This window comes from Nocardia fodinahabitans (assembly GCF_052983615.1).
The window spans coordinates 2,316,649-2,341,075 of the sequence record NZ_JBRJJC010000001.1 but is presented as its reverse complement, the minus strand read 5'-3'; the positions used below and the strand labels follow the sequence as shown (position 1 = coordinate 2,341,075).

The 24,427-nt window shown below is 63.5% G+C and carries 26 protein-coding genes and 2 pseudogenes; 10 read left to right on the top strand and 18 right to left on the bottom strand.

Features of this window, described 5'->3' with window-relative positions:
- Positions 1–4: 4 nt before the first annotated feature.
- Positions 5–289, bottom strand: a complete 285-nt coding sequence (locus NV348_RS10995) for a WD40 repeat domain-containing protein (protein WP_101465726.1) — start codon at positions 287–289, stop codon at positions 5–7.
- Between the two features lie 923 nt (positions 290–1,212).
- Between NV348_RS10995 and NV348_RS10990 the strand changes: the two genes are divergently transcribed.
- Entirely contained in the window at positions 1,213–2,244 is a 1,032-nt protein-coding gene (locus NV348_RS10990; RefSeq protein ID WP_062990351.1) for a hypothetical protein, read from the top strand.
- 80 nt (positions 2,245–2,324) lie between these two features.
- Here the strand turns inward: NV348_RS10990 and NV348_RS10985 are convergent, their stop codons facing one another.
- The 15 genes and pseudogenes from NV348_RS10985 to NV348_RS10915 all read right to left on the bottom strand — a co-directional run.
- On the bottom strand, positions 2,325–2,789 hold the full coding sequence (locus NV348_RS10985) for a hypothetical protein (RefSeq protein WP_143876015.1): 465 nt from the start codon (positions 2,787–2,789) through the stop codon (positions 2,325–2,327).
- Between the two features lie 46 nt (positions 2,790–2,835).
- A complete protein-coding gene (locus tag NV348_RS10980; protein ID WP_143876016.1) occupies positions 2,836–3,222 on the bottom strand; it encodes a hypothetical protein in 387 nt (128 codons plus the stop codon).
- A gap of 118 nt (positions 3,223–3,340) precedes the next feature.
- Positions 3,341–3,777 (bottom strand): annotated as a pseudogene (locus NV348_RS10975) (ribonucleotide-diphosphate reductase subunit beta); the annotation flags it as partial.
- Between the two features lie 162 nt (positions 3,778–3,939).
- Positions 3,940–4,815, bottom strand: coding sequence for an SAM-dependent methyltransferase (locus NV348_RS10970; protein ID WP_062990347.1), 876 nt, complete (start codon positions 4,813–4,815; stop codon positions 3,940–3,942).
- An 84-nt stretch (positions 4,816–4,899) separates the two neighbouring features.
- Positions 4,900–5,697, bottom strand: a complete 798-nt coding sequence (locus tag NV348_RS10965; protein ID WP_062990345.1) for a DUF8176 domain-containing protein — start codon at positions 5,695–5,697, stop codon at positions 4,900–4,902.
- The gene (locus NV348_RS10960) at positions 5,694–6,986 is read right to left on the bottom strand and encodes a hypothetical protein (protein ID WP_062990343.1); all 1,293 of its coding nucleotides are present in this window, start codon (positions 6,984–6,986) and stop codon (positions 5,694–5,696) included. Before NV348_RS10960 ends, NV348_RS10965 begins: the two co-directional genes overlap by 4 nt.
- Entirely contained in the window at positions 6,986–7,291 is a 306-nt protein-coding gene (locus tag NV348_RS10955) for a hypothetical protein (RefSeq protein WP_062990341.1), read from the bottom strand. The genes NV348_RS10960 and NV348_RS10955 overlap by 1 nt, the downstream gene beginning before the upstream one ends.
- Positions 7,292–7,353: 62 nt before the next feature.
- Entirely contained in the window at positions 7,354–8,055 is a 702-nt protein-coding gene (locus NV348_RS10950; RefSeq protein WP_143876017.1) for a hypothetical protein, read from the bottom strand.
- The gene (locus NV348_RS10945; protein WP_062990336.1) at positions 8,052–8,594 is read right to left on the bottom strand and encodes a hypothetical protein; all 543 of its coding nucleotides are present in this window, start codon (positions 8,592–8,594) and stop codon (positions 8,052–8,054) included. Before NV348_RS10945 ends, NV348_RS10950 begins: the two co-directional genes overlap by 4 nt.
- Before the next feature lie 73 nt (positions 8,595–8,667).
- The gene (locus NV348_RS10940) at positions 8,668–10,410 is read right to left on the bottom strand and encodes a cutinase family protein (RefSeq protein WP_101465727.1); all 1,743 of its coding nucleotides are present in this window, start codon (positions 10,408–10,410) and stop codon (positions 8,668–8,670) included.
- A complete protein-coding gene (locus tag NV348_RS10935) occupies positions 10,407–10,877 on the bottom strand; it encodes a DUF4254 domain-containing protein (RefSeq protein ID WP_143876018.1) in 471 nt (156 codons plus the stop codon). Before NV348_RS10935 ends, NV348_RS10940 begins: the two co-directional genes overlap by 4 nt.
- A 136-nt stretch (positions 10,878–11,013) precedes the next feature.
- A complete protein-coding gene (locus NV348_RS10930) occupies positions 11,014–11,613 on the bottom strand; it encodes a DUF5753 domain-containing protein (RefSeq protein ID WP_062990330.1) in 600 nt (199 codons plus the stop codon).
- An 85-nt stretch (positions 11,614–11,698) separates the two neighbouring features.
- Complete coding sequence (locus NV348_RS10925; protein ID WP_062990328.1) at positions 11,699–12,151, bottom strand: hypothetical protein; 453 nt, start codon at positions 12,149–12,151, stop codon at positions 11,699–11,701.
- Between the two features lie 223 nt (positions 12,152–12,374).
- A complete protein-coding gene (locus NV348_RS10920) occupies positions 12,375–12,755 on the bottom strand; it encodes a hypothetical protein (RefSeq protein ID WP_062990323.1) in 381 nt (126 codons plus the stop codon).
- 1,044 nt (positions 12,756–13,799) lie between these two features.
- Positions 13,800–14,000, bottom strand: a pseudogene (locus NV348_RS10915) (cold shock domain-containing protein); the annotation flags it as partial.
- 210 nt (positions 14,001–14,210) lie between these two features.
- Here NV348_RS10915 and NV348_RS10910 point away from each other — a divergent pair.
- The 8 genes from NV348_RS10910 (at position 14,211) to NV348_RS10875 (ending at position 21,741) form a co-directional block, all read left to right on the top strand.
- Positions 14,211–15,617, top strand: coding sequence for a helix-turn-helix domain-containing protein (locus NV348_RS10910; RefSeq protein WP_143876019.1), 1,407 nt, complete (start codon positions 14,211–14,213; stop codon positions 15,615–15,617).
- Positions 15,608–16,315 (top strand): creatininase family protein, encoded by a 708-nt coding sequence (locus NV348_RS10905; protein ID WP_062990319.1) that lies wholly within the window; start codon positions 15,608–15,610, stop codon positions 16,313–16,315. The genes NV348_RS10910 and NV348_RS10905 overlap by 10 nt, the downstream gene beginning before the upstream one ends.
- Before the next feature lie 178 nt (positions 16,316–16,493).
- Positions 16,494–17,768 (top strand): helix-turn-helix domain-containing protein, encoded by a 1,275-nt coding sequence (locus tag NV348_RS10900; protein ID WP_062990317.1) that lies wholly within the window; start codon positions 16,494–16,496, stop codon positions 17,766–17,768.
- Between the two features lie 31 nt (positions 17,769–17,799).
- Positions 17,800–18,249 carry an SAM-dependent methyltransferase gene (locus NV348_RS10895; protein WP_447146866.1) on the top strand — a complete coding sequence of 150 codons (450 nt, stop codon included), beginning with the start codon at positions 17,800–17,802 and terminating at the stop codon, positions 18,247–18,249.
- A gap of 79 nt (positions 18,250–18,328) precedes the next feature.
- Positions 18,329–18,616, top strand: a complete 288-nt coding sequence (locus NV348_RS10890; protein WP_062990313.1) for a hypothetical protein — start codon at positions 18,329–18,331, stop codon at positions 18,614–18,616.
- Positions 18,617–18,812: 196 nt separating this feature from the next.
- Positions 18,813–19,388 (top strand): NUDIX domain-containing protein, encoded by a 576-nt coding sequence (locus tag NV348_RS10885; protein WP_062990311.1) that lies wholly within the window; start codon positions 18,813–18,815, stop codon positions 19,386–19,388.
- Positions 19,385–19,894: a P-loop NTPase family protein gene (locus NV348_RS10880; RefSeq protein WP_062990309.1), complete on the top strand. Its 510-nt coding sequence runs from the start codon at positions 19,385–19,387 to the stop codon at positions 19,892–19,894. The genes NV348_RS10885 and NV348_RS10880 overlap by 4 nt, the downstream gene beginning before the upstream one ends.
- A 476-nt stretch (positions 19,895–20,370) precedes the next feature.
- Entirely contained in the window at positions 20,371–21,741 is a 1,371-nt protein-coding gene (locus NV348_RS10875; RefSeq protein WP_143876020.1) for a hypothetical protein, read from the top strand.
- Between the two features lie 46 nt (positions 21,742–21,787).
- Here NV348_RS10875 and NV348_RS10870 read toward each other — a convergent pair.
- A protein-coding gene (locus NV348_RS10870; RefSeq protein ID WP_447150999.1) for an IS5 family transposase occupies positions 21,788–22,706 on the bottom strand; the annotation gives its coding sequence in 2 pieces (ribosomal slippage) (positions 21,788–22,333 and positions 22,335–22,706; 918 coding nt in all).
- A 313-nt stretch (positions 22,707–23,019) separates the two neighbouring features.
- On the opposite strand from NV348_RS10870, the gene NV348_RS10865 reads away from it, so the two are divergent.
- Complete coding sequence (locus NV348_RS10865) at positions 23,020–23,745, top strand: DUF4145 domain-containing protein (RefSeq protein WP_084504680.1); 726 nt, start codon at positions 23,020–23,022, stop codon at positions 23,743–23,745.
- Between the two features lie 170 nt (positions 23,746–23,915).
- Here NV348_RS10865 and NV348_RS10860 read toward each other — a convergent pair whose 3' ends face one another.
- The gene (locus tag NV348_RS10860; protein ID WP_447146865.1) at positions 23,916–24,410 is read right to left on the bottom strand and encodes a hypothetical protein; all 495 of its coding nucleotides are present in this window, start codon (positions 24,408–24,410) and stop codon (positions 23,916–23,918) included.
- Positions 24,411–24,427: the final 17 nt, after the last annotated feature.

Below are 24,427 nucleotides of genomic sequence, written 5' to 3'. Positions count from 1 at the left end.
GGCGCTACGCGGGCCCGGCCACCCTCCAAATCCGCGCAGTGCGGTCATTGCTGCCGGTCGCCAGCTGGCTGCCATCAGGGCTGAACGCCACCGAATTCACGCTGCCTGTGTGTTCGCGGTAGGGCCCTCCGACCTGCCAATGGGTACTGAGATCCCAAATCCGCACCGTGCTGTCTTTGCTGCCAGTGGCGAGCTGGCCCCCGTCGGGGCTGAACGCCACCGAAACCACCCAGTCAGTGTGGCCGGTGAGGGGTCGCCCGACCTGATGATGGGTGCGCGCATCCCAGATCCGTGCTGTGCTGTCCCTTTCTCACAACGCCCAACTTGGCGATAGTGACAACGCTGTTAAGCGGAGGAACCTCGGCCAGCGCTCCCCTCGGTCACCATGGATAACGACGGTCATAGATCGTCGGAGGGCGAGGACGGTAGTAGTTCTCGGGGTGACCAGTTCTGATCTCGTGCGGGACCGGAAGGCCCGCACGCGGATTCACCTTACCTCGGCTTTCGTCGCGGCTCGCCCTGCCCACCTCGCTGCGTCGAACAACTCGTGGATACCGGTACGCGCTCCAGAAGGCGATGGAGAGGGGCACCGCCAACAGCAGGAGGTCAAAGCTCATCGGTCAAGTATCCGCATCGCCACCTCGGTGGCGAGCTGAATTCCAGGGGCCTGTACATGTTTGGGCGCTTGGGCCATGTCTCCCAAGACGGCGCGAGGGCTGTCTGCGGTGCGGAACCGGGCGGGCCGACCCAAGTCATTCACTGCTGCCAAAAGTAATGCGGCGATTGTTTCGACCCAGTTGTCAGTGCTGATGGAACCAAGGTTGCATTTCAATACTCGGATCACGGCGTGAAGGCGATATATGTCGTTAGTCGTTAATTCGAACGATGAATCTGTGTTCACAAGGCTCGATGTGAAGGGGTTGACCTCGGAACGATTGCGTTGTTGTATTGGATGTGATCCGGGATGCGGTTGAATCCAGGCAAGGAGCGGGTCGAGCCGGGGCGCCAAGCATTGGAGTCGTGGGGGACGATCTTGAACACGCTTGTGACCACGACTTGGCTGTCACGGTCGCCACGGCGCCGATTCTCGCACTCGCACTCAAGCTCTTCGCGGAATTTAGAGTGCTTTGTCACGGTGACGGCAACCAACCATGGTCATGCCGCCTGAAAATCAGATGAGGTATGGGATAGACGATCATGTACTGTCCATCCATGTCCAAGGCCCAAGACCGCGCGTTCCGCACGATAGCCGCCGCGGCTTGGCGCACGGTGCAGCAGAACGGTTCGCTCGCGGCTATTCTCAAGGCGCACGACGAGCGTATGCGGATGTTCACGCCACCACCACTATTCGACCAGTTGCGCCTTCCTCCGATGACTACCGCGATGAGCACGTACACCAGCGTGCTCCCCACTATTGACCTCGGTCGGCAGTTTTTTGAGCTGAACCACCTGCGCACCGCTGACTTCGACACCTACACATCGACCTTGTCGAAGCTGCGTATGGACCTTGCCCCGGTCATGAACACCTCACGCCTGTTTGTGGATTACTTTCCAAGCATCGGGTTGCCCGAGTCCATCGTCACGCCGGCCGTCAGCGATCTCCTACGCAGCCTGGCCAAGCGGTATCCGAGCAACTGGCCCGAGGACGACGCACTAGATTTCGAGCTTGCCCGCGAGATCGTCGAGGACGATGGAATCCCGATCGCGTACATCCCTCGAGCAGAGATAGTTGCTGATCTGGCTGAGGCGGATGATCGCGTCGGCCGCGTCGAAATACTGGTCGCCCGCACCGCGGACATCGTGGACGATTGCCGTGAAGCCCTCGATCGTCGAGTGCATCCCAAGGTAGCCGCCCAGAAGGTGCTGCTCGAACGGGCCATCGAAACCCTCGAGCAGGGACACCTCGAGTCGGCGCAAGCGCTCGCCGTCAATATCTGCGACACATTGATCACTGAACACATCAACGAATCGCACGGAAAGGCCAAGAATCAGTGCGTCGTCAAGAATCTGGCCGAGGCCTTCGCAACGAACACGCTGCGGTACACGTTGGGGGTTGCGCCGGTGGTGAACCTGCTGACTGAGTGGAGCCCAAAGAGCGGTAAGCCACGCCCGGCGCCGCTGTCCCGTCACGTCAGCGTCCACCGTGCGCATCCCGAGCACTACACGCCAGAGAACGCAGTTCTCGCGGTGATGGTCGCAACCAGCCTGGCCCTCGCTCTCAATGAGCGAAATTCCTGGGACTGAAGCCTAGATTCCGCGCCCCCGCGGTCTCGACAGCCTTCTCGATGACGTAACCCGCGCCGACGACCCCCGAGAAGGACCCGCTAGCCCCTCCCAAATGCCGCCACGCGAAATTCAATCCACCCGTAGGTCTGGCTGTTGCCTCCGATTACTCCGTCGGCATTCCCCCGCACGCCCGGCAGTAGTTTATCTCCGCGCACTACCCGGTCTTCTACTTTTATTAGCGGATGCTCATAAACAGCGAGATGCGCGCTTCCCGGAACATACGAAAGGGTGGTAGGTTTTGTCGAAAGGATTTTGCATCCATTCCATACTGTGATGGCATTGTCTGCGGAGAGTGTGACATTCAATACGGGATTGAAGACTGGCTTGGATTCGACCAGCAAGTCCATCCGAGCACCCCTTATGGCCTGGTCAGGGAGCGAACTGGAATTGTCAATCAATACCATAACTGAAATTTCAACATCGCCACTGATCGCGACCTCATCCGCGTACATGTTCTTGCTATCCGCCACACGGCAGTGCACATAATTTCGTTCGTCGCCCATCTGCTTATTGTCAGCAAGGCTATTGAAGACTGCGGTAGGGGAGGGTTCATTTTTGGTGTACATCTCCCGCATCGGCCCCCATCCATAGTTGTTGTTGCCAACGCCAATACCAGGTGCCGGATTCGCGGTGGATGCGATCGACGTGGTTGGCGAATTTGTCGCAGATCCGATCTTGAAGTCGACTGTGTCGCGAAAGAGCGCGAGTACGGCAGCAACGGCCCCGACCAGTCCCGCTACCCCGAGAACAACACTGTTCTTCCACCACGGGGTTGGTGGCGTGGCCGGCGAGGGTGTTGGCGACGACGCTGCGGGTGGAGGTGTCGACGAAGGCGGAGGTGTCGACGAAGAGGGGGGCGGAGTCGTCGGGTTCGACATACGGCCATTCTTGACGATTTTTCCGACGCGCATAACCCACTTGAGCGACATCGGCCATCGTTGGCGCCCTTCGCCAGGCCGACACGCTCGGCCTCCCTTCGCGAAGGAAAGATCCGCAGGGCGTCACCGAATAGCCTGGGCTACAAGCTCACCGGGAACCGGTAGATCGGTGACGGTCAAAATTCCCAGTCGTCATCCTCCGCCTCGACACCCTTCCTGATGTCGTAGCTCGACCCGGACCCAGAGAAGAAGTCGTGGTTCTCGTCGGCGTTGGGCCAGAGGGCGGACAGGATCGCGGGGTTGACCTCGCGGTCGTCGCGTGGGAACAGGCGTTCGTAGCCGAGGTTCATCAGGGCCTTGTTCGCGTTGTACCGCAGGAACTTCTCGACATCGCTGGTGACCCGATCGGGCCGTAGAGGTCGCGCGCGTACTCGACTTCGTTCTCGTAGAGCTCGTACACCAGTTCTTGCGCATCGGCTTGCTCGTCGTCGAGCTGGCCGACGCCGAGCTGGCCGACGCCGAGCTGGCCGACGCCGAGCTGGAACTTGTATCCGAAGTAGTAACCGTGGACTGCTTCGTCGCGGACGATGAGGCGGATCATGTCGGCGGTGTTTGGTGATCGTCCCCAGTCGTGGCTATTCAGAGTGGGGAACGAGGTAGTCGTCCAAGAGGACTGTCCTTCCGATGAACTCACGATGGGTGTGCTCCGCTGAACCATGCCGATGCTATCCATCACACCGGCAGAAGGTCCGTCCCCGGTTGCACAAGCCGCCGGTCACCGAGGACCCCTCAGGTGGAGCTGGCCGATGGCAGCGTAGGCGCTCAGGTCCCACGCCCCGCGATGGCGTGGTGCGGCGGGCGACAGCCTCCGTACTCTGTCGCGGTCGTCGCCCTCGCCGTCCTCGTTCCCATTCCGGTTGTCGTCGTCGCGGCTGAGGGCTGGTACCCACCGGTGCGGGGCGATCAGACCGGGCGCGAGGAGTTGGTACTCGGCGAGCATGGCCGTGATCTCGTCTCGTCCGCGTGGGTGGTACGGGATGCCCGCGCGGCGCAGGGTTTCGGCGGCGGCCTGGACGTGCTGGGGGTAGAACTCGTCGGTGACGTGGGTGAACACGAGCCATGTCCCGACCGGGAACCGGGCGGTCAACGCCGCGAGCACGGCAGGGGCGTCACTAATCCATTCTGCGGTGCCCGACACGCACACCGCCAACGGTGCCGTCATGTCCATCACGGCGGCGACATCGCCCACGATCGTGTCAGCGTCGGTGATGTCGGTATCGGTGAAGAACCGGGTAGGTGGTTCGTGCAGCAGCGCACGCCCATGCGCGGCCACGACGGTGTCGGAGTCGACATACAACGTCTTTGCGCTGCTGTTCGCTCGTTCGGCGATGTCGTGGATATTCGGGAAGTGGGGAATGCCGCACCCGAGTTCGACGAACTGAGACACCTCGTGATGGTCGGACAGGTACTCGACCGCGCGTCGGGTGAATCGACGGGATTCGGCGACCGCGGGCCGGATCGTGCTGCTCGCCAAGGCGTCGGCTAGCACCTTGTCAGGGTCGTAGTGGTCCTTCCCGCCGAGGAACGCGCTGTGCAGGCGTGCGGGGGTCGGCTGGTCGGGGTCGATCAGGTTTGGTGGACGGGTGGTCACGGTGGGGGCTCCTGCCGCGTTCGGTGCTCGTTCATCTCGGTGTCTGTTGGTGTCGGAGGTGTGGGGTGGTGGTTGTTGGGCGGGTCATGGTGCCGCGCTGATCGCGGTGATCGTGGCTGTGCCGTCGGGCTCGGTCGCGGTGGTGATGATCAAGGCCGCCAACAGCTCTGGGGTTTTGTTCGGCCATTGCTCACGGATCTGGACCTGCCACCGGCCCGGTGCGGTCGGCACGACGGTGGCGCAGTAGCGGGTTCCGACGGGCACGGAATCTATGCCGCCCTGAATGTGCTGCGTGGATGGGACTTTCGCGTCGGCGGTGACGTATTCGCGTGCTTTAGTGGCGGATCGTTGGACGTAGTAGGCGTATTGGAAGGCGAAGATCACGCTGACCGCGCTGGTGGTGTCGCCGGGGTCGGCGCCCGAAGACAGAGCGGTGCTGCGTTTGTGGGGGCAGTCGGCGATCGCGTGTGGCGCGGTGGTCGTTGTCGGGACCGCGTGGACCATCCCGGTCAACGGTGCGGGCAAAGGCGTGCTCGCAGCTGTGTTGGATTGTTCGTCGGTGTCGGGCAGCGACTCGAGCACGACCAACACAACGATGATCACGACCGCGAAGACCGCGCCGAGGGTGGCGATGACTCGTCCGGTGCCGGGCTGGTCGGGGCGTGCGGGTGCGTAGTTACGTCCGACCTGCCGAAACCCGGGCGGCGCCTTCGGTTCGTCGGGGTCGGCGTCGGTGGGGTCCATCCAGGCCGACCAGTCGCTGGAGCGGTCGTAGTCGTCGTAGTCGTCGTCCTCGTCGAACCCGTGGTCGGCGTCGCTACTGAGATCGTCAGGTCCGGTCGGAGGGTCGGGTCGGCGCAGATCGAGTGGGTTGTCGGTCATGTCCCCACAGCTCCGATGACGGGAACCACCACCGCGACAACGTCACCGGCGATTGCTGATGGTGAGGTCGTGCCGGCTTGTGCACGCGGTTTGTGCTCGCCGTCAGTCCCGGCGGCTTGACCCGCAGCAGGCGGCACCACAGCGCCGGTGCTCGAATTCTGGCCAGGCGACACAGCGGGGCCAGGCGCGGGGGAGGGCTGGGGTTTCTGGTCGCCGTCACTGGTGGGCGCGTCTGGTTTCGGCGTGATCGGCGCGGCACCGGTATTCGATCCTGTACCGGTACTGGCACCGTTCGCGCCAGTGGCAGGTTTGTCGGAACCACCGAAGTTGAACAGCGGTGCCCCGCTACCGGTGCCGCCGTTACTGGGCACGTTCGAACCGGTCCCGGTTCCGTTCGCCGTGGGCGCGGTGCCTGTGCTGTCACCGGTATTGCCGGTGAGTGCGGCGGTGATCGTTTCACCGGCTTCGTCGCCGAGGACGTCGATGGCGTGGGTCGCGACCCCGGCGGCTTCGGTGATCAGGGTGGTCAGCACTTCGGCCCCGGAGGTGATCAATTGGGTGCCGAGGGTGGTCGCGGCGTCGATGCCGGCGGTGGCGAGGGTTTGCTGCATCGCGATGACCGGATCGGTCGATGTCGAGCTACTGCCGGTGTCGTCGATGCCTGTGTCGGTGTCGTCGTCGCTGGTCAGGGATGGGTCGCCGGTGGAAGGGCCGCCGCCGGTTCCGAGGCTGGATTTCGGTGTCGTGTAGTCGGTTTCGCGCAGCTTGCTGGTGTAGGTGTCGTAGTCGGCTTGCGCGTTGTCGACTGCGGAGAGGGAGTTGCTGTACATCTGTCGGGCCAGCTCGATGACGGTGGTGACGCCTTGCTCGTTCGGTGAAGCTTTCAGAATCCGGCGGGCTCGGGTTTCGAAGTCGTCGAGTTCGGCATCGATCGCCGCGGCGGCGGTGGTGTTGGTGCCGACTGCGGCGTCGATCAGCGTGGCGAACTCTCCAGTTTGGTCGCTGCCCTCGACCAGGCTGGTGCGGGAGGCGCGGATCGCGGGGATCGCGGAGTTAGCAGCTGTGGAGCTCCAGCTCGATTCGAGATCGGTTGCCTGCAGGCGGTAGGGCGCCTCGGTCGAGTCGAGTTGGCTGATCGCGTTGTTGAGCAGGCCCAGTGCCTCGGCTGGGTCGCCGGTGCCGTCCACGCTGGTGCGCAGCTCGCGGATCGGTGCCGACAGGTAGGCGATGATCGCATCGGGATCTGGCGCCACCTGGCTGCTGGTCGAGGTTTTCACACGCCCGGCCATCACAACTGCCCGATGTTGTCGAGGCCGTCGCCGATGCGCTGATCGAGCCCGCTGATCTGGGCGCGGTAGGTCGCGACGTGGTCGGCTTGATCGGTCACCGTGTGCGCGCAGCCGCCGAGATGGTTGGCGTGGTTGGTCATCGCGGTGATCAGCAAAGCCCGAAAGTCTTCGCCGATCAGCCCCAACCCGGGCACCGCGTCGACCGCTGCGGTGGTGGTGTTCGTGGCGTGGGATACCTCGGCGGCGATGTATGTGCCGGTGGTGGCGAATTGGTGTGCGGTGGCGGGATCGAAGTCCAGTGTCATGTGGTGGCCCCCTGGCAGTGGTACGGGTGTAGGTAGGTAGGACGGGTGACGGTGTGTGAAGGTCAGCGTGCGGTCAGCTCGACACGGCGCGGCCGAGCCTGATGAAGCGGCGGAGCCTGATGAGAGATGAGGGCTGTCGAAGACCGTGCGGGCGGTTCGATCTGGTCGAGCAGGGCCACGATGTCGAGGTCGGTCGAATCGAGGAGTTTCAGGTGGCGTGCACCCTGGGCGGCGGCGGCGAACGCTTCGACGAGGACCGTGCGTTCGGCCAGCTGTTCGGGTGGGGTGCCGGGTGCGAACCCGTGTGCGATCACCGCGTTCAACAGCTCTGCGCCGGCCTCGGGGATGTCGTAGGCGAGATCGATCATCGTCATGATTTCCGATTCGAACCCCGTCCGGAACTTCCAGAGCCCGGCCAGATCGGAGAGCACTTGCGATCCGTAATAGCAGCGCAGATCCGGCACCGGATTGTGCGCTGCCAGCGCGCGGGCGTGGCGCCAGCATTGATCGATGCGGGCAGAGAGAAGTCGGCGTGCTTGCTGGTGGAGTCCGTGGTGGATGACGATGTCGCATCCGACTTCCACCCCGACCGAGCGCGAACCCCTGGTCACGGTGCGGACGCGGGGATGCACGGTGAGGTAGACCAGGGCGAGGCAGGTGGGGTTGAACGCGAGCCCGACAACGGTGTCGGGGCCGTGTCGGACCATCGCTGCGGTGGGGGCGCTGATGTTGCTGTAGTGCAACATCGGGCGAGTAGTCGTCATGGTTGGCTGCTTCGGGGCACGGCGCCCAGCTCGATGCGCTGCGGTCGGGGGACCGGCGGCAAACCGTCGCAACGGCGACGAGGCTGGCGACGACCTTTGGCCAGGCCCCGCATCAGCTTGTCGAACTGTCGGCCGGATTCGAGGAACGCCGGACCGAGCGGGCACTGGCCCAGGTGCGGCGGCCATTTGTCGAAGAGCACGGTGAACATAGCGATGCGACCGACCAGTTCCCCGGCGGTGACGAGCTCGGGGGAGTCGTCGTCGATCAGGACCGCTGTGTCGTGTCGGTTCCCGATATGCCAGCTGATCTCGTCATCGATCACCCGGGCGATGGTGCGACTGAGATCGGTCGCGGCTTTGGGGATCTCGTAGTGCTGCCATTCACTGATGGTCGCCGGGTCCACGTCTGTGAGGTAGATCGTCCACATCGTGACGAAGACGTGCGTGGCGTGCTCGAGCGAGGTCGTCGACTTTTGCGCGCCGTTCCACACCGTGAGCAACCGGTTGGTGTCGGGCAACGGTGCGATTCTTCTGTTCATCGGTCTCCGATCGATCGGTGAGGACTGCTGGTTACGGGCAGTGCGCTGCCAGACAGCGGAGGGGTTGGGGGAGTTAGCGAGTGGGGTCGGTGATGCCGGGCTGGCGGGCAACGGTCGAGCTAGTCGGGGGGTGGGTCGCGTCGGCGCTGACGCCGGGCTGGCTTGGGCCGACCACGGTCACCGGAACGGTGGCCGGTAGTTGTGGCAGCTCGGTGGGTGGTGCCGCGATGTGTTGGGGGGCTCCCACCACCTCGACCGGCAAGGGGCTCGGTCCTCGTGAGGTGGTGGGAGCTGGAAGGTCCACGCTGAACGGCGCGGACGAGGTCGAGACGAGCACCGAGCGCGTGAGGGTAGCGGTCGGCGACGGAGGTGAAACTTCACCAGTGCGCGCCGGTAACAAGGGTGCGGCGGCGGCGTCGTGGGCGACGGCGGCAAGCCACGCTCCCGCCCACGCGGCAGGGGAGGGCCCGTCACCGACGGCATGGGAGTAGGCGTCGTGCCGCATTCCGGTTTCCCAGATCCGCACCCACGTGGTGAGGTCGAGCAGGTCGCGGTTGTCGGCAACCTCGCGCCGCACGACATCGAATGCCGTCGAGATCAGTCGATCTCCGGTCGTCGGCGCCACCAGGTCGGCGACCGCACTGGTGAACTTCTCGCCCAGCATGACGACAGCGGCGGCCGGATTGGACAGTGCGACAGCCGCCAGCTGGGTGAGGGCGGCGGGGTTGAGCACCGACGCGACAACAGCGTTGACCGCGTCGAACCCGATAGTTCCGACACGTGTCACGGCGGCGAGGGCGGCGTTGACATCCAACCCGGCCCGCGGGTCCGAGGCATCCGCGAGGCGCTGCGATATCGACTTCTGCGGTGAAATGCTCAGCGTGCCATATGAGTCAACAACAGCGATGTCGTCGAGGACGGTGGCTGCTGCGTTGAGCGAGGTGTAGGCGAGGGCTTGCCCGATCGAGATCAGCGAGCCGATCGGGTCCCCGGTCGAAATCAGCGACTGCGAAGCCACCCCCGCGGCGGCACGCAAGATCGCCGACCCCTCGGGGGTGTCGCAGGCCAGATCACCGGAGACGCAGACACTGGCCACTCGGCCGGTCAGTGCGCCGAAATCTTCGGCGATGTCACGCTGCGGGCCGATCCCACCACCCGCAACCCCTGATCGGACCGGCGCTGCGGGCAGTGCTGCCAGATGTTTTCCACTGGTTCCTGGCGCCGGGGCCGGTGCGGAGGCTTCGGTGCCAGGGAACAATCCCGTGCCGGGGCTTCGGGTCGGGTCGGCCATCAAGATCACCGCCGCGATCACACTGGGATCGACGACCCCGTGGCCCGCACCGATCTGCTGGGCCACGATCGAGGCGACATGCGAGCCCTGCGAATAGCTCACCAACCCCACCCTGGTTCGCGGACACACCGAATGAAGCTGCGCCATCATCGATTCCGTGCGCACCACGCCGGTAGCGACCGATTCGGCGTACGGAACGAGCGAGGCACCGACCGCGCCACCGAAGCCCGCCGGATAAGGCACATAGGCGCGATCGACCAGACCCGGATCGGAAGCGGCGGCCATCATCGGCCGCATCACCAGCGACAACATCCCGGTGTCAGTGCTCGGCGCGGCATCCGGTGAGGACTCACCGGTGCCCTGAACAGCGAACACATACAGCGCTGGACATTTCGTGAGCGACAGCGACGTCGAAGGGGCCGGTGTCGTCGTCGGTGACGCCGAGGCCACGCACACCTCAGGTGCGCCCGAGACGAAGACCGCGACGCAAGCGACGATCGCCGCGGTCCTTCGGGTGAGTGTCATCGCTTCTCCTGCAAGGGAATCAAGTCGGAGCGGGTGCTCCACCAGATGCTCAACGGGACCCGCCGACGTCCGGCGAGCAGATCGTCGGTGAGCGCGTCGAGCCCGCGCACCAGCTCATCGAGCGGGCCCCACACCGCAGACAACCGGTCGAGGTCGACGGGGCGGCCCGGCGACGCGGCGTGGTCGGCCATCCTGACCAGCACCATCGAGACCGTTTCGGTGTGCAGCACCGCTGACTCGACCGGGATCGGCAGGACCTGATCGACGTAGGTGTCGATGCGCCGCATCTGCCCGATCCGCGCCCTGCTGACTTCGTCGTCGGCGGCGCGGGTGGCCAGACGGACCAGCTCGGCCGCGGCGGCGAGGAGAGGATGGGTCAGCTGGTGGCTGCTGGCCCGTCCGAACATCGCTTGCAGCACGACCCGCCCTGATGGAAGCGACGGTGACGGCTCGTTTGCGCTGGTCATCGACGAAGCTCCTTGCGAACAGCGCACACTCGCGACCTTGCGGCGTCGGTGTGGTGGTGAATCAGATCGGGGGCAGAACAACTCGCGACCACGCCGCCGTCGAGCCGGTTGGCTCGGCGGTGGACGACGGTGACGGCTAGTCGGTGTGGGTAGCTAGTGCTCGGGTGAGCAGGACCCGCGCGTCGTCGCCGTAGACGGCTTGGTTCTGGAGCAGGGCGAAGGTGCGCTCAGCGAGTGCGATGTCGTCGGGGCGGGTGGCGATGACTTCACCGGTGACGGTTTCGATCTCGACCGCAGAGCTGTCGTGGATAACGAAAGCCAAGGTGGCGGCTACGAATTCGGCGCTGAGCGCGACGATCCCGATGCGAAGGTTCGGGCGGGAGTCCAGGTCATCGATCAACGCCTTGATCTGAGCGCGCATCACCGCGGCGCTACCGACCGTGCGATGCAAGGCCCACTCGCCGATGAGGAACTCGAACGTGTGGGGTTCGCGGTCGAGGATCAGTTGGCGTTGCATCCGGGCCGCGACGACCTCGTCGAGATCGTTCGGAACGCCCAGGACTCCGATGCAGGCGGTCAGGACCGCCCGTGCGTAGTCCTCGGTCTGGGCCAGTCCGATGACCAATTCCGGGTTCCATGCGCGCTGGCGGGTGACACCACTCTCGATGTCGATCAGGCTGCGCTGCAGCGCAGCCAGGCCGGACTCGGTCCGGGCGTACCAACTCGCATAGGTCATGTCAGTTCCGTATCTGTGTGGTGGTGGGGACGCCGGTCGGCGCCCGGCGAATCGGGGATGTTGGTTCAGTTGGCGTGGTGGTCGGTCACGCGGCGTGCAGCGCGGCGCGCGCGGCGTCGAGGGTGAAGCTGATCAGCAACTCGAAATCGGCGAGACTGTCCGGGCGGGGTTCATCGAGCCAGACACGGGTCTCGTCTCCCGGGGTGGGCAGTGGGATCGGGGAACCGGGGGCGGTACGGATGGCCTGCACCGTCGAGGTAGGCGGAAACAAGCTGATCGCCCGGGTATCGCCGACCTTGGGCGCGGTGGTCAAGAAGGTGCGGGTCCGGGTGGCGACGTTGTCCACGACCGGCGTGATCACCCTGCTGTGGCGCAGCGTGTCCAGGACCAGGTCCGCCAATCCCGAACACACTTGGATCCCGTGAACAGTCTTGGCGGGCAGGATGATCTGGTCGTATCCGTCGAGCTCGACGCGCCAACCAAGGCTCCGGTAGGCGATGCAGCGATCGGCAGGGGTTTGGGTCAGGGGTGTAGCCACAGTTCCTCGCAGGGCATTCGGTTTATCGGGAGAAATCCGTCCCGAATCTCGGTAGCGGTGATGGATGGATGGGGATGGGAAAGCCAGTCACGCAGAAAGTTCCGCACCGCGGTGCGGCAGCCGCGGAAGTCGACCACCAGCCCGGCGCTGATCACCCGTAGGTGGGTGTCGGGTTCGTCGGGGCGAGGTGATCGCGGCAGCGGCATAGCGAACCTCCGGTGCCCTACCGGCACGCCAAGATCGCGGTGACGACGACCTCGGCGGTAGGCCGATACGGATCCAGTGGTTCGAACGGCAGCCAGCGTCGCGCGGGATCACGTGGTGAGGGCAGTAGCACCTCGTCACCGTCGGGCATCAGCACGGCCTCGACGGCCGATAGTGCCGCATAGGTACTCGAGCTACGCAGGTATGACGGTGGCGGCCTGGTCATCATTGTCGCCACAGGACGGCGGGAGCTGGTGTCGAGGATGACTGGTCCCGGCCACGCCATCTCCGCAACGACTCGCTGACACAGCGCAGACGGCAACACGATCGCGCCGATGGTGCCGGTCCGCACGACGATCTGGCCGGTGGATTCCCGGGCGAACGCATCGAATCCACACACCTGCCGGTAAACGGTCGCCTGACGAATAACCTTGTCGGTCGCTAGAACTCGTCCGCGAGTCATCGTGATTCGCCCCGTTCTACACAGGCACGCACCGCACGCAGAACCGTTGTGGTCCCCGGGCGCTGCGGGCTATGTGGTGGCAGCTCCCAAAGACGGACAGGGTCGTCGTTTCTCGCGGTCGGCGTCGGAAGTCCGATCTGCACGCCGGAAGCCATGACCACCACGTTGTGGTCCCACAACGAGGCGGCCTCGGCGGCGGGGATATCGAGTCGGAATTCGGATCTGGTGAGGAAGGTCCACGACCCTGACTGGGGATGGGACACGATCGGTCCACATTCTTCAGCTCGTCTGTCCAACTCCGCGCGCATTCGTCGACCGAGAGGGGCAGGGACCATGACCGCCTGTACACGACCCGCGATGACGACGATCTGGTCGGTAAGGGGGTCGAGGACGGCTGGAAGCTGGCAGACCTCTCGGTAGTAGGTGCAACGCGATGCCGCGGTGACGCCCACGAAATCCAACACAGTGTCGCCGGAAGTCGTTGTGCACGGGGGGTGGTCCATGGGAGCTGTGGATGGTGTCCGCGCCGGAAACGCGTTCATTCGTTGCCTCCACGGACGTAGCCGGTTCTCACTGTCGAGCGCGCAATGATGGCCAGGAGTCGATGTCGGGTGGCCGGTCCGGTGGTGATGGCTGTCAAAGCCTTGTCTACTGCTGCGGATCGGCGGGTCCTCGCTCGCCACCGAAGCCGACCTGTGGGTTCGGATTTGAGTTCGGTGACGCAGGCTTCCAGCTCGTCCGGACGATGGCGGGCCGCCCATCGCAGGATGGCTTGTAGCTCATGGCTTCTTCTGTTCCACACCGCCTCGACCCCCAACTGGTATGCGCGTGTTTGGTTTCGTTCAGACAACCAGCGGCAGGTGGTGCCGACTAGAGATTTGGTGTCCACAGCGCATCCACATCCGCGGCTGGTGTTGTGGTGGCCGTCGGGAATTCAGTGCCCGTTGCTGGATCCGGTTGCTGATCGGAGGGGCCGGTGTCGATCAGCCGCACGTCGGCTGCCTGGGGACCACGGCTGCCTTTGGTGATCTCGAACTGCACGGGCGCACCGTCGGCGAGGCTTCGGTAGCCTTGGCCGATGATGCCGGAGTAGTGGACGAAGACATCAGGGCCGTCTGCGCGGGAAATGAACCCGAACCCCTTTTCGGCGCTGAACCACTTCACAATTCCGTTGGTGGACATCTGATACGGCCTCCTTGATCCTGTTCGGTCTCCCCGTCGCCGGTCTTCCGATGTGAGGAGCTACGCAAATTCCGGGTTGCTGGCGGCGAATTGACCTGCCGTCAGGCTTTAGCGCTGGTAGTCATCGTGGGCGTTGGTCGGCTCCGGCTGTAGTGCTCGGGTGAATAGGTTTGATTCACTGCGAGATCGGTCGAGGATTAGGGTGGACAGATGGCGTCATCGCCTGGGTTCCGAGGCTGCGTTCGGTGCCGACGGCCCGCCGTCGGCACCGACGCGCGTTCGCTGTGCGTCGACTGCGCGCACGCGTCATACGCCTCACGGTTGCCCGCCGCGCAGTGGTGGACCGGTGAGTTGCGAGATGCTCTGCGCAGCAGGGATATCGGGTCGATCCTCGCGGCGTACCGGCATCACCCCGCGCACGGGCACCGCCCGCTGCCGCAATCGGAGTTGGCGCGCTGGCTGGGCATCTCGCAGCCGCGACTGTGCCGGCTCGAAAACCACCGTGCCCAACTCGATGACACGGTCTTGGCGACGATCGCCCACATCCTCGGAATCCCAGAAGAGCTTCTCTGGTTCGACCTCCAGTCGAAAACGCCTCCGGCACAGGGCATCGCGCCGGTGCGGCTCCCTAGCGGCCAAACGGTCCCAGCATCGAACGCAGCGACGGAGGACCCGCTCGCCGAAACGCACCTCGCGACGCTGACCCACTACGCGAATCTCGACATGCTCGCAGGTCCGCACGATCTGCTCGATGTCGTCGAAAGCCAGTTCGCAACAATAGATTCCGCGATGCGAACCAGTCGGGGGCGGCGTCACGAGAAGCTGCTCTACACTTCCGCCCGGTTCGCCGAATTCCTGGGCTGGCTGCACCAAGACGCCGGAAACCTCAACACCGCGATGAGATGGTCGAACGAAGCCCAGAATCGTGCGGAGCAGAGCGGCGACGTCCAACTGCGGGCTTACGTCCTGATGCGCAAATCCAACATCGCAGCCGACTCCGACAACACCACCTTGGCAGTCGATCTGGTCGACGAAGCACTCACCAGAACAGTCGGACTGACCGTGCGGCAACGCTCGGTCCTGTTGCGGCAAAAAGGTCACGCCTACGCACAACGAACCGCGATCACCGGCGACCGAAGAGACCGCCGAACATGTGTCGATGCACTGGCGGAGGCCGCGACGCTCGCTTCCGACGACAACACGGATCCCAACGACTTGGCGCAATACTGTTCATCGGGCTATATCGCGATGGAAGCCGCACACTGCTGGGTCCAACTCGGCCGCCCCGAGAAGGCCCTGGCGACCCTCGAATCAGGCCTCGCGGATTGGACACCCGGCAACCACCGCGACCTCGGGATGGGCTTTGCCCGGCTCGCGACCGCCTACGCTGGCGTCAGCCAACCCGACCAAGCCCTCGACGTCGCCAGGCATGCGCTGACAATCCACTCCGACACCGGCTCACACCGGACGATCCAGCAGTTGAAGCAAGTAGGCGTCGCGCTCGCGGCCCGAGGACACCGCAGCCACATCCTCGACTTCGCCGCTATGCTGCGCGCACACATGGCGACAGCCCAGGTCGCCTCAGTAACCCACGATGAGGAGTTCGAGTGGAGCTGATCACGACTGCCACCTCGACCGACGTCGCACGTCTCGACAGTACGGTCGCGGTCCTGCCCGTCGGCAGCTTCGAACAACACGGCGATCACCTCCCGTTGATCACCGACACAGCCATCGCCTGCCTGATCGCCGAACGAATCGCCACCACATATCAACTCGTGCTGCTGCCGCCGATCACCTTTTCCTGCAGCCACGAACACGAGACCTTCCCCGGCACTGTCAGCATCAGCGCATCCACCCTGACGGTGATGATCGACGACATCAGAACTTCCCTAAAGAGAAGCGCAATCACCACCCTGGTCATCGTCAACGGCCACGGCGGAAACTATGTCCTGTCCAACATCGCCGCCGAAGCCAACGTCAGCGGCCGTAACGTCGCGCTCTACCCCGGTCGCGTGGACTGGGAAGCTGCTCGAACGCAAGCGGCGATGGTGAGCGACATGCACGACGACATGCACGGCGGCGAGCTCGAAACATCAATCCTGTTGTATGCCCGCCCGGAACTGGTGCGTGACTCCTATCGCGACGCCGATCACCTCGCAACAGAACGACGGCACTTCCTCCTGACTGGAATGGCCGAATACACCCCCACAGGCATCATTGGTCTCCCCTCGGCCGCCACCGCCGCCAAAGGCGAAGCCGCGCTCGCGAGCCTCACCGATTCGTTTGCGAGCTACCTTGAAGCAACCAAACGATAGCTACTTGATCTTGTGAAGCTGCCGGGTTCTCGCCGAAAACTGAGCTGCGGACATCTTGAAAAACTGTGCTGTACAACTGATTCCTAGCGGTCGAGAGCACCAGTGTGTCGCTAGGACGCAGGTTCACTGCACGGAGCGTTATCCACAACGTGTCCACAGAATGGCATGATTCGACAGCATGGACAGTCACGCCGCTATCGTCGGTGCGCAGCTCCGAGCCGCCCGCGAGGCCGCAGGCGTTTCGTTGGCTGCGTTGGCGGCCGAAATTCACCGGGGGAAGTCCGCGCTGGCCTACTACGAGACCGGTGAGCGCACACCGCCGCCGGATGTCATAGCGTGTTACGAGAAGCGATTCGGTGGCCTTCAAGATCCAGTCGCTACCCTCGCCGACCTTGGAAAGGCTGACGTGGAAAGACGCGCGTTCCTGCGTGGCGGGTACTCGACAGCGCTGGGCGCCTCGGTATTGCGGCCTGGATGGCTGGACACCTCCGCACCAGTATCAAGAGCGCAGAGCGCGATCCGGCACGTCGGATCTTCCGATGTCACCGACGTCCGCAACGTCATGACGCTGTTCTCCCAGATCGAACAGCGCATGGGGGGTGGCCACGGGCGACGCGCTGTTGTCCAGTACCTCAGCAGTGAGGTCGTCGACTACCTCAACGGCACCTACACCGACGAAGTCGTGCGCCGAGATATGTTCTCGGCAGCGGCCGAGATGGCGTACTTGGCAGGTTGGATGGCCTTCGACAACGACGAGCATTCCGCGGCTCAGCGCTATTTCGCGACGGCGACCAAACTCGCCGCCGAGGCGGAGGATGCGCCGTTGACCGGCCACATCTTGCGTGCGATGGCGCACCAGGCGATCGACCTCGGACACGCCGCAGAGGGGCTCGAATTGGCCGCGGCTTCCGTCGCTGGCTCCCGGTACAGCACTGCTACCCCCCGCGAGCGAGCATTGCTCAAGATTGTCCACGCGAAAGCCCTCAGCGTTGCCGGCCGACGTTCGGAGGCTGCGAAGGCTGTGATTGTCGCCGAACAGGACCTCGCCTCGGCATCGAGCTCAATCGCTGAACCCTCGCGGGTGTTCTTCTTCACCGAGGCCAGCCTGGCCCACGAAACTGCGTGTGTTCTCCGTGACTCCGGTGACCTGCACGGCGCTGCTGAACAGTTCGACCGCAGTGTGCGCAAACGGAAAGCACAGGCATTTGCACGAACTCATGCGGTCACCCTCGGCTACCTAGGGGCGGTGCAAGCGAGACAGGGCGACCTCGAAGTAGCTTGCGCAACATGGAAGTCCGCGCTGGTGTCGATGGGTCAGGTTCAATCTGGTCGCACACGCGCCGTGGCACACGGTATCCGGGCGGCCGTCGCGCCGCATCGTGGTTCGGCGGTGGAGGGGCTGGCCGAAATCGATAACCGAGCCTCTGAATACCTGCAAGCACAAGGGAAATAGGAACGCAGCAATGACTGATGAGAAGTTCGAAGTGGTACCGATCGCGCACGTGGTCGGTGGGCGCCGTGAACCCACGGACGATCAGTGGGGTGACACAGAGACGATCATCAGGATCGATGACCCTCGGTTCAGTGAAGATTCCGTCAAGGGGCTCGACCAATTTTCCCATGTTGAGGTCGTGTTCCGGTTCCATCTGACCGATCAATCCGATCTCCACTTAGGTGCCCGCAGCGCGCGCGACAACCCTGAGTGGCCCGAGGTCGGGATCTTCGGGCACCGCAACATGCGTCGCGTCAACTGGCTCGGAGTCTCCCGCGCCCGACTGCTTCGCATCGACGGTCTCGACCTCCACGTCGCTGAACTAGACGCCGTCGACGGCACTCCCGTGTTCGATATCAAGCCGTGGTTCGCCGAGTTCGGGCCTCGCGGCGACGTCGAGCAGGCGCCCTGGTCGACCGAGATGCTCAAGAACTACTTCTAACCGTGCGATCTGCTCCCGGCGCGGCCAGCAACGCTGAGGAGCCTCTGCTCGAAGACAAATGCCGGAAAGGCGCAGCCGCATGGGCGATCAGGACGGCATCGACTTCAATGGTGCAAGCACCGGGGACGACTATTGCGTTCTCCCTGATGGTCGGGTGCCGTTCTGGGTGATGCTGACCGTGGGCGATGACGCTCACTGCGTGACGCCATGGCACACGCACCAGGCCCCGTTGATCCTGTCAGCCGCGGTGATCGGCCGCGACTGCACCATCCCGGCCGGCGAAGCCATCGGCCGGGAGTTCACCGCCGCTGGCGGCCGGGGCGAACCATTGCACGACTTCCGGCTTGTGCACGATCCACGACTGTAGGGCTCCGAACTCGCAGGACCTCGCACCTGGCGACGTGGCTGGACCTTGCCGGAGGGCTGTTGGTCGACAGAGGATGCACTGTTGCTCGGTCACCTCAACACTCAGAACGAGGGAAACTGGCTCGAACCGAGTAGGTCGCGTCAGGTGCTGACGGACCCCGGATTGGTGTCGGAGGCCGCGGCTATCCTCGCGCGCCATGGACCCCTCTACCGCTGCCGTCGCCGAGCTGATCGCCGCGATGGCCCCGTTCGACGATCTCGAACAGCAACACATCGAACAGACCCTGGACTGGCTCGCCGCAACGACCGATGTTTACCGTCGCATTTCGCCTGCGACGCCATCGCCGCACCTGGTGGCCTATGTGGTCTTGGTCGACCCCACCGAGCGTGGCCTTTACCTCGGTCAGCACCGCAAGTCCGGCCTTCACCTCCCGATGGGCGGGCATCTAGATCCCTTCGAGCATCCGTTCGCCGCAGCGCGCCGAGAAGCCCGTGAGGAACTGGGCATCGACGCGAGCTTCGATGTCGTCGGCCAACGGCCACTGCTTCTGACCGTGACTTCGACCATCGGCCCCACCACCGGACACGTGGACGTTTCGCTGTGGTTCGTCGCCCGTGGCGATCGGACCAGCCGCCCAGATCTCGACCCGGGCGAGTTCGACGGTGGTCAGTGGTGGGATCTCGACCCCCACGGCCTACCCGATACGGACCCACACCTCGGCCGGTTCATCCGCAAGCTCGACACCGTCCTGCAACCCACGACCGTCCGATGAAACCACTGGTAGTGATCCGTGGAAACTCGGCCTCGGGCAAATCGACCACCGCGATCGCAGTCCAGCGCCGATTCGAACATGGGCAATGCGCGGTGATCTCCCAGGATCTGGTGCGGCGGAACATGCTCCGGGAACCGGACGAGGCGGGCGCGTTCAACATCGACCTGATCGAGGAGATCGCCCGTTCGTGTTCGGGGCGGGGGATGGTGGTGATCATCGAGGGAATCCTCCATGCCCACCGGTACGGGAGCATGCTCGGCCGGCTCACACATTGGGTGGAAAGGTCGTTGTTCTACAGTTTCGATCTCACCTTCGCCCAGACCCTGGACCGTCACGCGGGGCGCCCACAGGCGGCGACGATTCCACCGGAGCAGATGGCCTCGTGGTATCACGGCTGGCAGCCGCTGCCGTTCGTCGAAGAAGTCCGCATCGATGCGAGCTGGACTCTCGATGCCGCGACAGACCGGATCTATCGCGACATCGAACACAGCCGTGGCCCAGCGTGATGAGCGGAGTCGCAGGCTGTTGGGCAGTGCGGGGCAACCAGTCGAGGATCTCGATGCGATCCAGCGACCGCTCGCCGGTGAAGACCTTACCTACTTCGAGTCCCTGTCGTCGGTGTGCTGGCGCGGATCGGCCTGTCACAGTGGTGGCCGTGGCGTATGTCGTTGTCGGCAAAGAGGACTGGCTGGTGTGGGGCTCTCGTGTGGTTGCCGACGAACCCGGGTTCTGTGAGGTGCGAGGTTCGGGAATCGTGGCGCCGCGCGCGGGTTGATGCGGTCGTGGCGGTTGCTCGCGACCTGGGCTGCTTGCGCTACTGGCGCAAGGTCGAAGTCGACGGTCTGGATGGAATTTGGGCATTGTGTAGACGCGGCCGGTGCGCTTTGACATCGAGTAGTTGGTCGCGCGATGATCATGCAGCGTTCATTGACGAGCGCGTGTTACGGCATTTTCTTCATGGGGGTTAATAATAAGTACCAGCGTGCCCGAGAGTGCGGCGAATAGCGGATCCAGTGAATTGGCTGACCATCGAGATGTCGCACCTTTTGTAGACAATCACTTGAGTAGCTCGACATCGCGAACGGCTGTCTTTTTGATCAGCGCGTCTGTGATTTACGGCGTGCTCACTATCGGTCTCCTCATATTATCGCGGACGAGCCCGGACCGCGCCCGTGAGCTCAGCCTCAAACTCACCATCGACACCTCGACGGGCATTGACCTGCTCGCAGTCATCGCGACGGTTGTCGTCGCGCTCAACATCGCCGCGTGGTGGACTCGAACCTCAAGCCCGTCGCAGGCAACCGCAACCGCATCCGAAAGCACGGAGAGGCTGAAGGGGCGGGCAGCTGAATTCGCGCGACATCTGCACTTCTCCGATGCTGCGTTGGCGTTGGGATTGACCGCTGCGGTCGTCGGCCTTGCATCGCTCGCCGATGCTGTCCATGACGACAACCTGCTAACCGGAGTCGTGATCGTTGTTATTGCTACGGCGATCTCGATTATCAGCATCGACTCACAGTCAGGGCTCCGTGACAGTCTGGCGCTCAGTAGGGCGTTGACCAGGCATCGTCAGAGGTCCGACCTAGCTAGGCTCAACAACATCGTCCGTGAGCCGACAACAGGAGATGATGAGTCTCCTCCGAGATGGTCAGATCTTGCAACGTCGGCCCGCTGGGCAGGCCACGCATGGAGCCGACGGCTCTGGTGGGCATACGAAGTCATCGTCGTTGTCTCGATAACGGTTGCTGGTCCAGCGGTGGTTGTCGGCACCGATCGGCTGATCCGCTCGGATACCGAAGGCTATTGGCAAGGGTTGGTGTGGCTTATCGTCGCAACCCTCGGGTATTGGGCAATTGTGTCAGTTCTCATCCTCATGCCACTTTGGTTGATTGTGTGTCGCCCCGTTTTCACTGCGAGGGCGATAGCAGCTATCTGCGCTGGTTTGCTTGCCCTCTTCATCGCTTTGCCGTTCGTCTACATCGGTACTGCCGATGACTCGATCGTGGTCCGTTTGACACAGGGTGCTGCCAGCTCATGGTGGATTCTTGCACCCATTATTATCATGATTCGCTCCCTGGTGACACGCGATGACCATGTGCGATGGTTCCCCGCGAGGTTTGCTAGACGCGCGCTCAGACGCTTGATCTGCCTACAGATCGCCAGTCTCAAGAAGCAGCTCGGAATTGGGACGCAGGAATCAGGATCGTCGGGCGCGGCTATCCCGAATTGGCTTCAGTTCTGGACGATCCCGATGTTGTTGGTCTCAGCGTCGCGAAGATGGTACCGGTCGGCATCCGGAATGGAGATACCGCAACCGCAACCGCAACGGCCTACCGACCTCGCATCATCATGACCGTGTGGGACCGCGGCGCGTAGCGCTACGAACCGATGGTGGCCGACTAGGTCATGTCTCCCAATAGCTTCAGCCATTCGACGATGAGGGCCATGACGATCCCGGCCCGGTAAGTGCAGGCCAGCTTGTCGTAACGAGTCGCGACACCACGCCAATGCTTGGCCTTGTTGAACGCTCGCTCGACCACGTTGCGACCCTTGTAAGCATCGGGGTCGAACCCGGGCGGCCGGCCACCGACGCGACCTCGGCGTTTCCGATTGGCCATTTGATCGGATCGTTGCGGGATCACCGCCACGATCCGTCTGCTCCGCAACAGTTTTCGATTCGCCGCCGAGGAATACGCCTTATCAGCGAGCACACGATCGGGGTTGCGCCGCGGCGGGCCACCGACCAGCCTCGGGACCGCGATCGCGTCGAGCACCGCCGGCATCACCGGGCAGTCTGCGGCCTGACCCGCAGTGATCAACACCGCCAACCCGCGACCGTTGCCATCGGTCGCCAGATGAGCTTTGGTCGTCAGCCCGCCCCGAGACCGGCCGATCCCGTGATCAGCCGGCTCATAACTCACCATCCGGGCCGGCAACCGCGCCGCCGCTACGACGGGTGTTGGCGCCGTGTTGATGCACCCGCACGATCGTCGAATCGACCGAAACCACCCAATCGAGATTCCCGGTCGCATCCGCCAACGCGGTCAATGCGACCAGCACCCGATCCCAGGTTCCGTCGGCGGCATAACGGCGGTGACGTTTCCACACCGTCTGCCACGGACCGAACACCTCGGGCAGGTCCCGCCACGGCATCCCGGTCCGCAACCGAAACAACATTCCCTCCACGACCTGTCGGTTGTTGGAGAAGTTACGGCCTACGCGCCCATCGGATTTCGGTAACAGCAGCTCGAGCAGTTCCCACTGGTTGTCCGTCAGAACCTGATGCCGATCACCGACAGTCTCCGCCACGGCGAACATGATGCCCGACATGACGGACTACCGTCCGTGAACTGAAAATCCGATTGGGAGACATGACCTAGTCCCCACCATACTGGGCGGCTACAGAGCTGAATACGAACGTGCTGCAGTACCAAACGATCTCGCGGTGCACAGGCGGCCGCTAAGCGGTGGTGGGCATCGGGGGCCTCCAACAACGAGTGTGCTCCGTCTCGGGCCGACAGTAGGGTACCGAGTCCTGCAGACTGGGACATCGACGAATCGCAGCTCGTAGGCTAGGACGTCGCTGTCAGTCTGTCGCGACTGGATGATGGATCACTGAGATAGGGATGCCGTGGACGATCAGGTTCGCCTTCTGACTGGCTGGTTTCGTACCGGGAATTGGCCGGTACTGCCATGTCCCGCGTGCTCGAAAGGCAAGCTGACGGCCGACGATGAACATCTGAAGCACCTTCAGAGCCCAAGCACGTATGGCTGGGAGAGCGGTGGTGATCCCACCGATATCCGCGGGATCTTCCATGGCTTCCTCTTCTGCAACGCTCAGGCATGCCGGGAGCGGGTCGCCGTTGTCGGCGACTACGCAGTCCAGTACGACATCGACGACAATCTCGATCACTACTTCCGCGTGCGGGTGCTCCATCCCCCAGTTCCAGTTGTTGAAATTCCTGATTCGGTCCCAGGTTCTATCCGACAAACCCTCCTGCGTGCTGCTGGGGTGGCGTGGAGCGATCCATCGGCGGGGATAGCGCTGCTGCGCCAGAGCATCGAGCGTCTGATGGACGAGCAAGGGATTGCCGCCACAACGACAAATGACAAATTTCGGCCGCTACACCAGCGCCTCACCGACTTTCGGGCGATCGAATCCGAAGTGGCAGACCTGTTGGAGGCCGTCAAATGGGTTGGGAACGAAGGTACTCATCCTGGAGGACTGGACGCAGTTGACTTCGTCGAAGCTGCTGAACTCGTCGAGCTAGCGCTGAAATTGCTCTTCAAGTCTGACACGTCTGCCCTACACGAACGAGCGCGCCGTGTGGTCCAAGCGAAGCGGTGGGTGCCGTAACTCAGCTCGGCTGCGCCGTCAGTGTCGTGTCGGTGCTGGCGGCGATGACCGGCGAACCACACCACCTCGCCGGTCAGTACGCCGACGGCCACGGACTCACACAATTGTCCTGCCAACGTAGTCGCGTTCTAGCTGGTCCAGACGGAGGAGGCCTGGCAGCCATCATCGAGCTAGCGCTCAGATCGACTCAGCGCGTATTCGACCGCAGTTGCCCGGTTTGCTGCCTCTCCGACTCCGATCTCGGCAAGGTGAGTTCGCCAGTACGATCGCCAAACCTCACGTGAGCTGTCGTCGCTGAGAATGGCATCAACCGCAGTCGGCTTGTCGCCGAGTGGCCAGTGCGGGATCGGATCGGGCCCCGTGGCGAGACAGAGCCGAGCGAGGATGGCTCGCCTCACGATGTCACGCAGCCGATCAATCGCGTATCCGAGGTTCACTGTGAGTTTCACATCGTCGCTGGTATCCGATGTCGTCGAGACCGATGCGAGGGTCTTCCGGAGCGCCTTCTCGGTGAGTTCGCCTCCATGCACGATTGTCGAGCGCAGACCGTACAGCGCTTTCACATCCCCGAAGATGCCGCGTGCAGAGTCGTCGTCGGCAGCAAGCAACGCGGATACACGCGTGCACAATCGAAGCGTAAGTCCCTCCCCCTCGTTGGTGCCCACTGACTGGGCCCCGTCGG

Coding starts and splice junctions, on each gene's coding strand:
- NV348_RS10980 (WP_143876016.1), bottom strand. CDS start 3,222: ATGGCCGATGTCGCTCAAGTGGGTTATGCGCGTCGGAAAAATCGTCAA.
- NV348_RS10950 (WP_143876017.1), bottom strand. CDS start 8,055: ATGACGACTACTCGCCCGATGTTGCACTACAGCAACATCAGCGCCCCC.
- NV348_RS10880 (WP_062990309.1), top strand. CDS start 19,385: ATGAAACCACTGGTAGTGATCCGTGGAAACTCGGCCTCGGGCAAATCG.
- NV348_RS10955 (WP_062990341.1), bottom strand. CDS start 7,291: ATGACACTGGACTTCGATCCCGCCACCGCACACCAATTCGCCACCACC.
- NV348_RS10990 (WP_062990351.1), top strand. CDS start 1,213: ATGTCCAAGGCCCAAGACCGCGCGTTCCGCACGATAGCCGCCGCGGCT.
- NV348_RS10960 (WP_062990343.1), bottom strand. CDS start 6,986: ATGGCCGGGCGTGTGAAAACCTCGACCAGCAGCCAGGTGGCGCCAGAT.
- NV348_RS10935 (WP_143876018.1), bottom strand. CDS start 10,877: ATGACCAGCGCAAACGAGCCGTCACCGTCGCTTCCATCAGGGCGGGTC.
- NV348_RS10940 (WP_101465727.1), bottom strand. CDS start 10,410: ATGACACTCACCCGAAGGACCGCGGCGATCGTCGCTTGCGTCGCGGTC.
- NV348_RS10985 (WP_143876015.1), bottom strand. CDS start 2,789: ATGGGCGACGAACGAAATTATGTGCACTGCCGTGTGGCGGATAGCAAG.
- NV348_RS10910 (WP_143876019.1), top strand. CDS start 14,211: ATGGCGTCATCGCCTGGGTTCCGAGGCTGCGTTCGGTGCCGACGGCCC.
- NV348_RS10890 (WP_062990313.1), top strand. CDS start 18,329: ATGGGCGATCAGGACGGCATCGACTTCAATGGTGCAAGCACCGGGGAC.
- NV348_RS10885 (WP_062990311.1), top strand. CDS start 18,813: ATGGACCCCTCTACCGCTGCCGTCGCCGAGCTGATCGCCGCGATGGCC.
- NV348_RS10900 (WP_062990317.1), top strand. CDS start 16,494: ATGGACAGTCACGCCGCTATCGTCGGTGCGCAGCTCCGAGCCGCCCGC.
- NV348_RS10930 (WP_062990330.1), bottom strand. CDS start 11,613: ATGACCTATGCGAGTTGGTACGCCCGGACCGAGTCCGGCCTGGCTGCG.
- NV348_RS10965 (WP_062990345.1), bottom strand. CDS start 5,697: ATGACCGACAACCCACTCGATCTGCGCCGACCCGACCCTCCGACCGGA.
- NV348_RS10945 (WP_062990336.1), bottom strand. CDS start 8,594: ATGAACAGAAGAATCGCACCGTTGCCCGACACCAACCGGTTGCTCACG.